The sequence below is a fragment of the Amycolatopsis sp. NPDC098790 genome (assembly GCF_044759945.1).
Classification (GTDB): Bacteria; Actinomycetota; Actinomycetes; order Mycobacteriales; family Pseudonocardiaceae; genus Amycolatopsis.
Genome location: NZ_JBIWAI010000001.1, coordinates 2,268,634 through 2,281,607 on the forward strand (window position 1 = coordinate 2,268,634; position 12,974 = coordinate 2,281,607).

The window sequence follows — 12,974 nt, forward strand, 5'->3', positions numbered from 1 at the left end:
TTCAGGCGAGCCGGGCGCGGTGGGCCGACACGGCGGCCCGCCGCGGGTCGGCCGCCGGCAGCGTCCGCAGCAGGGCGTCCAGCACCGCGAAGTCGTCGACGCCGCAGGCGGTTTCCCAGAACGACCACAGCACGCCCGGGTCGCCGCTGTTGAGCGCCACCTGGCGCACCTGGGCCGTGAGCGTCTCGCGTTCCTCGCGGATCGCGGGCGCCTCCGACTCCGGCAGCAGCGGCCCGCGGAACAGGCGCAGGACGTCGGACGGCGTTCCGGTGCGCAGGCGCGCTCGCGCGGTGGCGAAGTCGGCGTCGACGTCGGCCGCCAGCCGGTACGGGCGCGTCTGCACCACCGAGGCGCCCAGCTGGGAACGCAGGCGGTGGATCTCCGCGCGGACCGTCACCGGGTTGCCGGTCTCGCCGTAGAGCTGCAAGGCCAGCCGTTCCGCCGAAAGCCCGTTGGGGTGCAACGCCAGCAGCGTCAGGATCTCAGCATGCCGCAAGGTCAACGGGACTTCGCGACCGTCCACAGTGGTCACGTGCGGGCCGTCCGACAGGTACTCCAGCCGCAGCCGTGAGCGTTGACTGCCGCCACCGGAAGAAAGCCGGAGCAGGTAGCCCTCTTCGAGGGGCTCCACCGTGGCGAGCCGTCCGTCGGGCAGGGCGACCGTCCCACCACCGCGTCGGATGTCCACTGTGGACGGCAGCAGGCACGACTGCGCGGCCAGCACCCGGCCACCGGCGGACAGCAGTGCGCCGGGGCGGCCGCGCAGGGCCTCCAGGTGCGGCATGTTGACCCGCCGCAGGCGTTCGTCGCGGATCGCGAGCTGGGCGCGCAGCTGGCCCTCGGCGAGCTGGGCCGTGGCCGTGACCAGCGAGATCATCGCCGGGTGGACCGTGCGCAGCGGCCCGCTGACGTCGATCGAGCCGAGCAGGACGCCGGTCTCGGGGTCGCGCACGGGCGCCGCCGCGCACGTCCACGTGTGGTAGCGCCGGACCAGGTGCTCGGCCGAGTGGATCTGCACCGGCTCGCCGGTCGCCAGCGCCGTGCCCATGGCGTTGGTGCCGATCGCCGCCTCGCTCCACCGCGTGCCTTCGACGAGCCCGACGCGGTCGCCGCGCAGCAGCTGGCCCGCCGCGCCTTCGCGCCACAGGATCAGGCCTTCGGCGTCGGTCACAATCATCACGTGCTCGGCGTCGTCGGCGATGCTCACCAGCATCTGCCGCAGCACGGGCAGCACCGGCGCCAGCGGATGGGCTTCACGCAGGGCGGCCAGCACGTCGGCGTCGTAGACGAACGGCGCTTCGCCCTCGTCCGGGTCGACGTGCGCGGCGAGCGAGCGGTCCCAGGAAGCGGAGACCACAGAGCGTGGCGAACGCGGGCCCGGCACACCGGCCAGCACGGCCTCGCGGACGTGCTCCAGCAGCCGCGCGTAGGACTCCGGGTCGCGCAGCATCTCCGGTTCGGGCGCCTCTGCCACGTCCTCCAGCGTAGAGAGCCGGCTCACAGCGGTGCAACGCGCTTGCAACGTTGCCGAACCTACGTTCTGCGGCACCAGCCCCACCGTCACTCCGAGCAACGAGGCAGGGAAGATGGTCCAGTACGCCGCACCGAACACCGAAGGCAGCGTCGTCAGCTACGAGTCGCGCTACGACCACTACATCGGCGGCGAGTACGTCCCGCCCGCGAGCGGCCAGTACTTCGAGAACCCGACGCCCGTCACCGGCAAGACCTTCTGCGAGATCGCCCGCGGCACCGCCGAGGACGTCGAGAAGGCGCTCGACGCGGCCCACGGCGCGGCGCCGGCGTGGGGCCGGACCTCGCCCGAGGAACGCGCGAACACCCTGCTGAAGATCGCCGACCGGATGGAGCGGAACCTCGAAGCGATCGCGGTCGCCGAGGCGTGGGAGAACGGCAAGCCGGTCCGCGAGACCCTGGCCGCCGACATCCCGCTGGCCATCGACCACTTCCGCTACTTCGCCGGCGCCCTGCGCGCGCAGGAGGGCGGCATCTCGCAGGTCGACGAGAACACCGTCGCCTACCACTTCCACGAGCCGCTCGGCGTGGTCGCGCAGATCATCCCGTGGAACTTCCCGATCCTGATGGCGGTCTGGAAGCTCGCGCCGGCGCTGGCCGCGGGCAACGCGATCGTGCTCAAGCCGGCCGAGCAGACGCCGGCGTCGATCCACCTGCTGTTCTCGATCATCGGCGACCTGATCCCGCCGGGCGTGGTCAACATCGTCAACGGCTTCGGCGTCGAGGCGGGCAAGCCGCTGGCGTCGAGCAACCGCGTCCGCAAGGTCGCCTTCACCGGCGAGACCACCACCGGCCGGCTGATCCTGCAGTACGCCAGCGAAAACATCATCCCGGTGACCGTCGAGCTCGGCGGCAAGAGCCCGAACATCTTCTTCGACGACGTCGCCGCGCGGAACGACGACTTCTACAACAAGGCGCAGGAAGGCTTTGCGCTCTTCGCTCTCAACCAGGGCGAGGTCTGCACCTGCCCGTCCCGCGCGCTGATCCAGTCCGGCATCTACGACAAGTTCCTCGGCGACGGCGTCGAGCGCGTCCGCAGGATCAAGCAGGGCCACCCGCTCGACACCGAAACGATGATCGGCGCGCAGGCGTCCAACGACCAGCTCGAGAAGATCCTGTCCTACATCGACATCGGCAAGCAGGAAGGCGCCGACATCCTCACCGGCGGCGTGCGGTCCGACCTCGGCGGCGAACTGTCCGGCGGTTACTACGTCGAGCCGACCGTGTTCGCCGGCGACAACAAGATGCGGATCTTCCAGGAGGAGATCTTCGGCCCGGTCGTCTCGGTGACGAAGTTCGACGACTACGCCGACGCGCTGAAGATCGCCAACGACACGCTGTACGGCCTCGGCGCCGGCGTCTGGTCGCGCGACGGCAACACCGCCTACCGCGCCGGCCGCGACATCCAGGCGGGCCGCGTCTGGGTGAACAACTACCACGCCTACCCGGCGCACGCGGCCTTCGGCGGCTACAAGGCGTCCGGCATCGGCCGCGAGAACCACAAGATGATGCTCGACCACTACCAGCAGACGAAGAACCTGCTCGTCTCCTACTCCGACCAGGCGCTCGGGTTCTTCTGATGACGCAACGAGTCGACCTGACACCGGCTGCCGCGGACCTGCTGCGGCAGTTGGTGTCGCTCCACGGGCCGGTGATGTTCCACCAGTCCGGCGGGTGCTGCGACGGCAGCGCCCCGATGTGCTACCCCGCAGGGGAGTTCCGCATCGGCGCGTCGGACGTGTCCCTCGGCGAGCTGGCGGTCGAGGGCATCGAGGACGTGCCGGTGTGGATGTCCGGGCCGCAGTTCGAGTACTGGAAGCACACGCACCTGACGATCGACGTCGTGCCCGGCCGCGGGAGCGGGTTTTCCTTGGAGGCGCCCGAAGGCGTGCGCTTCCTGATCCGCTCCCGGCTGCTCACCGACGAAGAGTCGGCGGCGCTGAACCGATAGCGCCGAACAACGCCGTGGCGAGCACCAGCCCTTCCCGGGCGACCGGGGCGAGCAGGTGCTCGTCCGGCGCGTGCTGCAGGCAGCCCGGGTAGGAGTGCGGCAGCCAGAGCGTCGCCAGGCCGAGGACGTCGGTGAAGACGTGGTTGGGCAGGCCGCCGCCGAAGTTGGGCAGCAGGGCGACGGGTTTCTCCGCGACCGCGTCCAAAGTGGACTTGGCCCAGCCCACCCACGGGTCTTCGACCGGCGTCCGGCTGGCGAGGAAACGGGCGTCGGCTTCGACGTCGACCATCGGAAACCCCTGCGCGGCAAGGTGTTTCCGGATGGCCGGTGCGATGCCGTCGACTTCGGTGCCGGCGACGTACCGCAGCTGCAGCACGGCGCGGGCGCGGCCGGGGATGGCGTTGACCGGGCGGTCGGCGTTCCCGGCGTCGAGGGCCAGCACTTCCAGGGTGTTCCAGCCGTAGAGCCGCTCGGCGGGGCTCAGCTGCGGGTCGCCCCAGCCTTCGTCCGGTGCGTCGACGACCACGTCGGCCAGCGCGGCCCGCACGTTGTCCGGTAGTTCGGGTGGCAGCAGTTCGGGCACCTGGATGCGGCCGTGGCCGTCGACGAGGCTCGCGATCGCCGCGGCCAGCGTCGTGGCCGGGTTGCGCAGGATGCCGCCCCAGTTCCCGGAGTGGGCGGCGTCCGGGCGCAGGTCGGCGTCGAGGGTGATCCGGACGCCGCCGCGGGCGCCGAGGAACAGCGTCGGCGTCGCCGCGTCGAGGCGCGGGCCGTCGGAGGCGATGAGGACGTCGGCTTTCAGGAGTTCCTTTTGCTGCGACGCGAATTCCGTGAGCCCCGGTGAGCCGATCTCCTCGCCCGTCTCGAAGAGGAACTTGAGGTTGAAGCCGAGTTCTCCGTTCGCCGCGAGCAGCAGGCGCAACGCCGTCAGGTTGATCAGGTGCTGGCCCTTGTTGTCTGCGGTGCCGCGGCCGTACCAGCGGTCGCCGTCCGCGGTCAGCGTCCACGGGTCGAGGCCGTCGCGCCACTGCCCGGCTTCCCCGACGACGTCGGCGTGGCCGTAGCAGAGCAGCGTCGGCAGGTCTGCTCCTTCGGTGCGGACGCCGACCAGGAACGGGCCGCCCGCCGGATCCGGGTTCGGGTGCTGGGACACCTCGCAGCCGAGGCGGGTCAGCGCCGGCGTCAGGACGTCGTCGAGGTACGCCTGGATCGCTTCGCGGCCTTCGGGCGCGTCGCTCACCGTGGGGTAGGCGACGAGCCGGGCGAGTTCGGTGAAGAACGCGCCGGAGTCGACGTGGGCGCGGGCCTGGTCGAGCAGTTCCATGACCGCCAGCCTAGAGGGCGAAAACTATACGAACGGTCGTGCTATCTTCGGGGGTATGAACGTCGACAGCGTCTACGTGGGCGAACCGAGCGTCCTGGGGTACCGGCGGGAGCTGCCGGTGCTGAGCGGGATCACGAAGGCGCTGGTCACGGCGCCGGAGCTGAAGCTGACCGAGCTGAACCTCGACGGCGACCGGCAGGCCGACCTCACCGTCCACGGCGGCCCCGACAAGGCGGTCTACGTCTACCCGGCCGAGCACTACGCGACCTGGCGCGAGGAAGGCTTCGAGGTGTCGACGGCCGACTTCGGCGAGAACATCTCGCTGTCCGGCGTCACCGAGGACGACGTGCGGATCGGGGACGTCTGGGCCTGGGGCGACGCGCTCGTGCAGGTCTCGCAGCCGCGGTCGCCGTGCTACAAGCTCGCCATGAAGACCGGCCGCAAGGACATCACGCCGGCGATGATCGACTCCGGGCGCAGCGGCTGGTACCTGCGCGTGCTGCGGCCGGGCACGGTGCCGACGTCCGGCGCGGTCGAGCTGGTCGAGCGCGCGGACGGGCCGACGGTCGCCGAGGTCTACGTGATCACCTTCGCGAACTACGGGCAGCTGCCGCCGGAGCACGTCGAGCCGGCGCTGGAGTTCGCGGACCGCGTGCTGGCGACGCCCGCGCTGGCGGAGCAGTGGAGTGCGGGAGTCCAGTCCACAGTGGACCGCTGGCGGGCGCGGCGTGCCGGTTGACGGCCGGGTCGCCCGCGGCGACGCCACCCGCCGCCTGGTGCTGCGCCGGGCGGCCGACGTCGCGTCGGTCGACGGTCTCGACGGGCTGTCCCTCGGCCGGCTGGCCACCGAGCTGGAGCTGAGCAAGAGCGGCGTGTTCGCGCTGTTCGGCTCCAAGGAGGAACTGCAGCTCGCGACCATCGAGGCCGCGTTCGGCATCTTCGAGGCGCACGTCGTGACGCCTTCCCTGGACGTGCCCGCGGGACTGCCGAGGTTGCGCGCGATCTGCGAAAACTGGCTGGAGTACTCGGAAAAGCGGATCTTCCCGGGCGGCTGCTTCTTCTTCAACGTCGGCGCCGAGTTCGACGCGCGTTCCGGCCGGGTCCACGACGCGGTGGCGGCGGCGAGCGGCTCGTTCGCCGGGTTCATCCGCGAAACTTGCTCTGAGGCGGTCTCCCTCGGTCACCTGGACGCGGACCCGGAAGTCCTGGCGTTCGAGCTGCACGCCCTGGGTCGCGCGGCCAACGCCGACGCGGTCCTCAACGGCGGGACGCAGGCATACGCCCTGGCCAGACGAGCCATCGGTGCAAGGCTGTCGTGAGTGAGAAACAGTGTTAGAACACTGTTTCTCACTCACGACAACGGGACCACTTGCTTACTTCCAGTCGACCTGGGGACTGCGGTAGAAGCCAATGCCCTGGACCACCCAGCGCGGGCTCTGCTTGGCGAGGCGCAGCCGGTAGGCGTCCCAGTTGTGGGTAGCGCGAGGAGACCAGCCGATCTCCGCGATCCCCGGCAGCCGCGGGAACGCCATGTACTCGATGTCGGCACTGGTCCGGAGCGTCTCGGTCCACAGCGGCGCCTCGACACCCGCGATCTGCTTCTCACCGACACCGGTCACCAGCGACGCGGGATCCCAGTTGTAGCCGTCGCGCACCTCGATCAGCGCGGCCCAGTCCTGACCCAGCGGCGTCGAAGGGTCGTACTTCATGTCCAAGTACGCGTAGTTCGCCGGCGACATCAGGATTTTGTTGCCCCTCGCCGCCGCGGCCGCGACGGACGCGTTGTCGCCGCCGAAGTCCCAGTACTGCGGAATCGCCGAAACCGGCAGCTCGGACTTCGCGATCTCGTGCCAGCCGGTGACCTTCTTGCCGTACTTGGCGACGATCGGCTGCACCTTCTGCTCGAACGCGATGTAGTCCGCGGGCGGCGTCGAGTGGGCCTCGTCGCCGCCGATGTGCAGGTACTGGCCCGGCGTGATGGCCGCCAGCTCGCGGACGACGTCCTCGACGAACTTGTACGTGATCGGCGAGGAAATGCACAGCGAGCTGTAGCCGACCTCGGTGTCCGTGCGGACCGGGACGGCCTTGCCGTCGCAGTTCAGCTCCGCGTACGTCGACTGCGCCGCGTTCGTGTGACCCGGCATGTCGATCTCCGGGATCACCGTGATGTGCCGCGAAGCCGCGTAAGCGACGATGTCCTTGTACTGCGCCTGCGTGTAGTAGCCACCGGGGTCGCCGTCGACCGCGGTCAGGCCGCCGACCGTCGCCAGCTTCGGCCAGCTCTTGATCTCGATGCGCCAGCCCTGGTCGTCCGCGAGGTGCAGGTGCAGCGTGTTGATCTTGTACTGGGCGATCTGGTCGATGTACCGCTTGACCTGGTCCGGCTTGAAGAAGTGCCGGGCGACGTCGAGCATCGCGCCGCGCTGGCCGAAGCGGGGGTAGTCGAGGATCGTGCCGCCCGCGACCGTCCACGTCCGGTGCTGGACGCGCTTCGCGTCGATCGCCGACGGCAGCAGCTGGCGCAGCGACTGGACGCCCTCGAAGAGCCCGTCCGCGGTGTTGGCCTTGAGCGAGACGCCGTCGCGGGCGACCTTCAGCTCGTAACCCTCGGTGCCGATCCGGGAGTCGTGGCCCAGCTGCAGGGAAATCGCGGGGACACCCCAAGCACGCGGCACCACCGGCAGCGGGTAACCGGTGGCCGGACGCAGCAGGCCGCGCAGGTAGTCCGCGACCTGGCCGGCGCCGCGGCCGGCGGTGATCACGGTGAACGGCGTCAGCTTGAAGCCGCCCCGCGGGTCGGCCTTCGCCGAGACGGGCGCCGGGACGACGTCGGTCACGCTGCGTTCCGGGGCGGCCGGCGCGGCCACCGCGGCAGCGGGGACGCCGACGGCCGTGAGACTCACGATCGCCGCGGTCAAGACGGCTCTGGACAAGCGCATCAGGGCACCTCCGGTCGGGGACTCCTCCCAAAGGTACAGACCAGCGTGGCCATTTGGAACAGTCCTTAACGAAGGGCCGCGCGGATGGCGTCCAGGACGCTCGGGTCCTCGATCGTCGACGGCACGGCCTCGTCGCGGCCGTCGGCGATCTCGCGCATGGTCTTGCGCAGGATCTTGCCCGACCGCGTCTTCGGCAGGGCGTCCACAATGGACACGTCGCGGAACGCGGCGACCGGCCCGATGTCCCGGCGGACCAGCGCCACCAGTTCGTCGCGCAGCTGCTCCGCCGGGATGTCCGCACCCGCCTTCAGCACGACGAACCCACGCGGCAGCTGGCCCTTGAGCTGGTCGGCGACGCCGATGACGGCGCACTCGGCGACCGCCGGGTGCGAAGCGAGCACGGCCTCCATCGACCCGGTCGACAGCCGGTGCCCGGCGACGTTGATGACGTCGTCGGTGCGGCCCATGACGAACAGGTAGCCGTCCTCGTCGAGGTAACCGGAGTCGCCGGTCAGGTAATGGCCGTCGTAGCGGGAGAGGTAGGCCTCGCGGTAGCGCTCGTCGTCGCCCCACAGCGTCGGCAGCGAACCCGGCGGCAGCGGCAGCTTGACCGTGATGGCACCTTCGCGCCCGGCCGGCAGCTCGTCGCCGGCCTGGTCGAGGATGCGGACGTCCCAGCCGGGCACGGGCTTGGTCGCCGACCCGGCCTTGACCTCCATCGGCTCCAGGCCACGCGGGTTGGCCGCGATCGGCCAGCCGGTCTCGGTCTGCCACCAGTGGTCGACCACCGGCGTGCCGAGCTTCTCGTGCGCCCAGTGGTAGGTCTCCGGGTCGAGCCGTTCGCCGGCCATGAAGAGCGTCTTGAACGCCTTCAAGTCGTACTTCTCCAGTTCGCGCGCGTCCGGGTCGACCTTCTTGATCGCCCGCAGCGCGGTCGGCGCGGTGAACAGCGCCTGGACGCCGTGTTCGGCGACGACTCGCCAGAACGCGCCCGCGTCCGGCGTGCCGACCGGTTTCCCCTCGAACATGACCGAAGTGGCCCCCACCAGCAGCGGCGCGTACACGATGTAGGAGTGCCCGACGACCCAGCCGACGTCGGACGCCGTCCACCAGACGTCGCCGGCGTGGACGTCGTAGACGGCGTCCATCGAGTAGGCGAGCGCGACGGCGTGGCCGCCGGTGTCCCGGACGACGCCCTTCGGCTTCCCGGTGGTCCCGGACGTGTAGAGGACGTAGAGCGGGTCGGTGGCCGCGACCGGCACCGGGTCGGCCGGCGTGGCGTTCGCCGCCAGCTCGCGCCAGTCGAGGTCCCCCTTGGCCAGCTCGGCCGGCGCCTGCTCGCGCTGCAGCACGACGACGTGGTCGGGCTGGTGCCCGGTCATCCCGAGGGCCGCGTCGATGATCGGCTTGTACTCGACGACCCGCGTCGGCTCGATGCCGCAGGACGCCGCCAGGATCACCTTCGGTTTCGCGTCCTCGATCCGCGCGGCCAGCTCCTTCGGCGCGAAGCCGCCGAAGACCACCGAGTGCACCGCGCCGATCCGCGCGCAGGCCAGCATCGCGATCGCCGCTTCGGGCACCATCGGCAGGTAGATGATCACGCGGTCACCCTTGGTGACCCCGAGCGAGCTGAGCGCGCCGGCGAACCGCGCGACCGTGTCCCGGAGCTCCTCGTAGGTGTAGGTGCGTTGCCGTCCGGTCACGGGAGAGTCCCAGATCAGTGCGGCCTGGCCGCCGCGGCCGGCCTCGACGTGCCGGTCGAGCGCGTTGTACGAAGTGTTCAGCTCGCCGTCCGGGAACCACCGGTAGAAGGGCGGGTTCGAGGCGTCCAGGGCGCGTTCCGGCGCCTTCGTCCAGCTGATCCTCTCCGCCTCGGCCAGCCAAAACGCTTCCGGGTCCGTCAGGCTGCGCCGGTAGGCCTCCGAGTACGCGCCCATGCCCGCTCCCTCGCGTCGATCGTCCGCACCGGCCCCCATCATGGCGCGGGAGCGGCGGGCCCGCCGGATTCCGGGCACGCTGAAGACCCGGCAACCTCCTGGCGCCCGGCTGCGTCCTAAGCTGGACCGCGGGGAAATGCCGCGTGACGGTAAGAAGTGAACACGGACAGTGAGGGGATCCGGCGGTGAACGGACTCGCGAGCGCGTTGCTCTCGCTAGCCCATTCCTTGTTCGGCCCGGGCTTCTGCCCCGGCGACTGGGTTTGGGCCACGAGTGCGGCCGGCGCGCTCGTCGCGCTGATCCCGCCGGCCGGCGCGCTGGCCGTGTCGATCATCCGGAAGGGCACCGGCAACCGCTACGACGCCACGACGCTCGGCGTCTTCGGCGCGATCGGCCTGGTCAGCGCGCTGGTGCTGCCGTGGCTGCTGTCCAACGGCGTGTCGGGGGTCTTCCGGGCGGAGTTCGCGGGCGAGAAGTCCGGGCTGTCCAAGGCGGAGACGGCCACGTTGACCAGCGGCTTCTGCTGGGTGGACGACCAGAAGCGGTACCTGGGCGGCGGCCAGACCGTCTACGACGTGCTGTTCTCCCGGAACGGGAGCGACCTCCCGTTCTTCGTGTACCTCCTGGCGTTCGCCGTCCTGGGCGCCGGCTCGCTGCTGTTCGTCATGCTGCAGGGCCGCACCGCCTTCCGCCGCGGTCCGAAGTGGCCGTCGCGGTTCTTCTGGATCCCGTTCGCCGCGATGCTGGTGTTCAGCGTCGGCATGGAGGCGAACACCGCGCTGCACTTCTGGCTCGGGTTCCTGCCGTTCAGCGTGCTGGGGCTGATCCCGGTCGCGATGGTCGGCCCGCCGCCGTGGTCGGTGATCAACCGGCCGGACGCGCCGCCGCGCCGTGAGGAGCCGCAGGGGCCGCCGCCGTCGCAGGTCCAGCCGCGCCCGACCCCGCCTCCGCCACCCCCGCCGCCGGTCAACCGCCCGTACCCGAAGACGGCGCTGGCGGCCGCGCCCGAACCCCCGCCGATGGCCGGCGCGCTGGCCGCGGCCCCGGGCCCGATCCCGCCGCCGCCCGGCTCGCGCAACGCCGGCGGCAGCCGCTACCGGCGCGTCAAGCAGCTCGGCGCGGGCGGGTTCGGCACGGTCTGGCAGGCCGTCGACACCCAGCTCAACCGCACGGTCGCGCTGAAGATCGCGCACGCACCCGACCGCGACACCGCCGAGCGCATGCAGCGCGAGGCCCGCGCGCTGGCCGTGGTCAGCCACCCGAACTGCGTCAAGGTGTACGACCTGGCCGAGGAGCCGGACGGCCTCGCGCTGGTCATGGAGTACCTCGAGGGCCGGCCGCTGGCCGAGCTGGTCGACGGCCAGGGCCCGCTCGACGACGTCGCGGCCGGCCGCCTGTGGGCGACGATGGCGGGCGCGCTCGCCGCGGCGCACGAGAAGGGCGTCCTGCACCGGGACATCAAGCCGTCGAACGTCATCCTCGACCCGAGCGGCCTGGCCCACCTGATCGACTTCGGCATCGCCCGCAGCCAGGGCGACTCGAAGATGACGGCGACCGGGATGATGATCGGCACGCCGGACTTCGTGGCCCCGGAGCAGGCGATGGGCTCGGCGGCTTCGCCGGCGTCCGACGCGTGGCAGCTGGCGGCGACGATCAGCTACGCCCTGTCCGGCCAGCCCCCGCGCGGCACGCGCGAGACCCCGATGGCGGCCCTGATGGCCGCGGCTCGCGCGGAACCGGTGTCCCGGCTGCCCCAGCGCAGCGCGCACGCGCGGCTGCTGGCGGCTTCGCTGGACCCGGAGCCGCGACGACGTCCGACGCTGAACGCCGTGCGGCGCGAGGTCGAGGGCTGGCTGTCGCGGGCGGGCAAGTCGGCCGACGGGCCGGTGACGCGGGTGGTGCCGCGCCAGCCGGGGAACCAGCTGCCCCGCCGTTAACCGGGCTTCACGGCCGAGAAGATCACGAGCTGCTTCGGCTCCAGCTGGACGTCGACCTGCTCGAAGCCCGCCTTTTCGAGGCGCGCGGGGAACGTCGCCGCGTCGACGACGTTCATCGTGTCGCCGATGTGCAGCAGGCGGAACCGCAGGTTGAGCTGGCCGTCGCTGCCGCAGTACGTGCCGCCCGGGCGCAGGACCCGCGCGGCCTCGGCGAAGATCGCGTCCTGCAGGTCCTTGGTCGGCACGTGGTGCAGCATCGTGAAGCAGACGACGGCGGAGAAGCGGCCGTCCTCGAACGGCATCTCCGCACCGCTGCCCTCGACGACGTCCGCGCGGTCGCCGTACTTCGCCCGCAGCAGCTCGCTCGACGCGTGGTCGATCTCGAGAACCGTCAGCTTCGGGACGGCCTTGAGCAGCACGTTCGTGGTGGCGCCGAAGCCGGGTCCGATCTCGAGGACGTCGTCGCCGAGGTCGCGCTTCTCGAGCCACGGCGCTAGGCGTTCTTCGACGGTGGCCGCCCACTTCTCCGAGCTGCAGATCTTGCGGTGGATCAGGTTCATCGGCATGCGTCCGACGCTATTTCGGCGCGCTGGTGGCCGGTAGCCGATAGCCTGCCAACTGATGTCGCGAAACAGCCAAGCCATGCTGCTCGGCGAGGTCGACCTGCCCGCCGGCACCTGGTTCCCCTGGCACGAGCACCCGGTGCACCAGCTGGTCTGGTCGGCTCGCGGCGTCGTCGCGGTGAAGGTGGGCGACGCGGGCTGGGTCCTGCCGCCGACGCGGGCGCTGTGGATGCCGGCGGGTGTCCAGCACCGCACGGGCGCGCTCGGCCGGGCGGCGCTGCGCGGCATCTACGCCGACCCCGCGCTGTCCCCGGTCTCGTGGCCGGCGCCGCGGATGGTGGTGGTCCGGCCGCTGCTGCGCGAGCTGCTGGAGTACCTGACCGGCGACGGCGTGGCCCCGGACGCCCGCCTGCGCGCCGAAGCGGTGGCGTTCGACCTGCTGGAACCCCTGGACGTGGTGCCGATCGTGGTCCCGTCGCCGGCCGACCCGCGCGCCCGTGACGTCGAACGCGCGGTGGTCGCGAACCCGGCCGACCCGCGCAGCCTGGCGGAGTTCGGCCGGGACGTCGGAGCCGCGGAGCGGACGCTGGCGCGGATCTTCGTCCGCGAGTGCCGGATGCCGTTCGGGACGTGGCGCACGCAGGTGCGGCTGCGTGCGTCGCTCCCGCTGCTGGCCCAGGGGACACCGATGGAGACGGTGGCGCACCGGGTCGGCTACAGCTCGGCGAGCGCGTTCGTGGCGGCGTTCCGGCGCGCGGTCGGCGTCACGCCCGGGTCGTACTTCGCGGGCTGA

The 12,974-nt window shown here is 71.3% G+C and carries 11 protein-coding genes; 6 read left to right on the forward strand and 5 right to left on the reverse strand.

Features of this window, described 5'->3' with window-relative positions:
• Position 1: 1 nt before the first annotated feature.
• Positions 2 to 1,474: a GAF domain-containing protein gene (locus tag ACIQWX_RS11420; RefSeq protein WP_400868331.1), complete on the reverse strand. Its 1,473-nt coding sequence runs from the start codon at positions 1,472 to 1,474 to the stop codon at positions 2 to 4.
• A 112-nt stretch (positions 1,475 to 1,586) separates the two neighbouring features.
• On the opposite strand from ACIQWX_RS11420, the gene adh reads away from it, so the two are divergent.
• Positions 1,587 to 3,110, forward strand: a complete 1,524-nt coding sequence (gene adh, locus ACIQWX_RS11425; protein WP_400868333.1) for an aldehyde dehydrogenase — start codon at positions 1,587 to 1,589, stop codon at positions 3,108 to 3,110.
• Entirely contained in the window at positions 3,110 to 3,481 is a 372-nt protein-coding gene (locus ACIQWX_RS11430; protein WP_400868335.1) for a DUF779 domain-containing protein, read from the forward strand. The genes adh and ACIQWX_RS11430 overlap by 1 nt, the downstream gene beginning before the upstream one ends.
• Here the strand turns inward: ACIQWX_RS11430 and ACIQWX_RS11435 are convergent.
• A complete protein-coding gene (locus tag ACIQWX_RS11435; protein ID WP_400868337.1) occupies positions 3,447 to 4,805 on the reverse strand; it encodes a M20 family metallopeptidase in 1,359 nt (452 codons plus the stop codon). The two genes, ACIQWX_RS11430 and ACIQWX_RS11435, sit on opposite strands and share 35 nt — an antisense overlap.
• A gap of 55 nt (positions 4,806 to 4,860) precedes the next feature.
• Between ACIQWX_RS11435 and ACIQWX_RS11440 the strand changes: the two genes are divergently transcribed.
• Both ACIQWX_RS11440 and ACIQWX_RS11445 read left to right on the forward strand, forming a co-directional pair.
• On the forward strand, positions 4,861 to 5,544 hold the full coding sequence (locus ACIQWX_RS11440; protein ID WP_400868339.1) for an MOSC domain-containing protein: 684 nt from the start codon (positions 4,861 to 4,863) through the stop codon (positions 5,542 to 5,544).
• Complete coding sequence (locus tag ACIQWX_RS11445; RefSeq protein WP_400868341.1) at positions 5,534 to 6,124, forward strand: TetR/AcrR family transcriptional regulator; 591 nt, start codon at positions 5,534 to 5,536, stop codon at positions 6,122 to 6,124. Before ACIQWX_RS11440 ends, ACIQWX_RS11445 begins: the two co-directional genes overlap by 11 nt.
• 54 nt (positions 6,125 to 6,178) lie before the next feature.
• Here ACIQWX_RS11445 and ACIQWX_RS11450 read toward each other — a convergent pair whose 3' ends face one another.
• Entirely contained in the window at positions 6,179 to 7,744 is a 1,566-nt protein-coding gene (locus tag ACIQWX_RS11450; RefSeq protein WP_400868343.1) for a beta-N-acetylhexosaminidase, read from the reverse strand.
• Between the two features lie 65 nt (positions 7,745 to 7,809).
• A complete protein-coding gene (locus ACIQWX_RS11455; protein ID WP_400868345.1) occupies positions 7,810 to 9,681 on the reverse strand; it encodes a propionyl-CoA synthetase in 1,872 nt (623 codons plus the stop codon).
• A 185-nt stretch (positions 9,682 to 9,866) separates the two neighbouring features.
• On the opposite strand from ACIQWX_RS11455, the gene ACIQWX_RS11460 reads away from it, so the two are divergent.
• Positions 9,867 to 11,618, forward strand: coding sequence for a protein kinase (locus tag ACIQWX_RS11460; protein WP_400868347.1), 1,752 nt, complete (start codon positions 9,867 to 9,869; stop codon positions 11,616 to 11,618).
• On the opposite strand, the gene ACIQWX_RS11465 is transcribed toward ACIQWX_RS11460, so the two are convergent.
• Positions 11,615 to 12,184: a class I SAM-dependent methyltransferase gene (locus ACIQWX_RS11465; RefSeq protein ID WP_400868349.1), complete on the reverse strand. Its 570-nt coding sequence runs from the start codon at positions 12,182 to 12,184 to the stop codon at positions 11,615 to 11,617. The genes ACIQWX_RS11460 and ACIQWX_RS11465 overlap by 4 nt on opposite strands.
• 76 nt (positions 12,185 to 12,260) lie before the next feature.
• Between ACIQWX_RS11465 and ACIQWX_RS11470 the strand changes: the two genes are divergently transcribed.
• Entirely contained in the window at positions 12,261 to 12,974 is a 714-nt protein-coding gene (locus tag ACIQWX_RS11470; RefSeq protein ID WP_400869539.1) for an AraC family transcriptional regulator, read from the forward strand.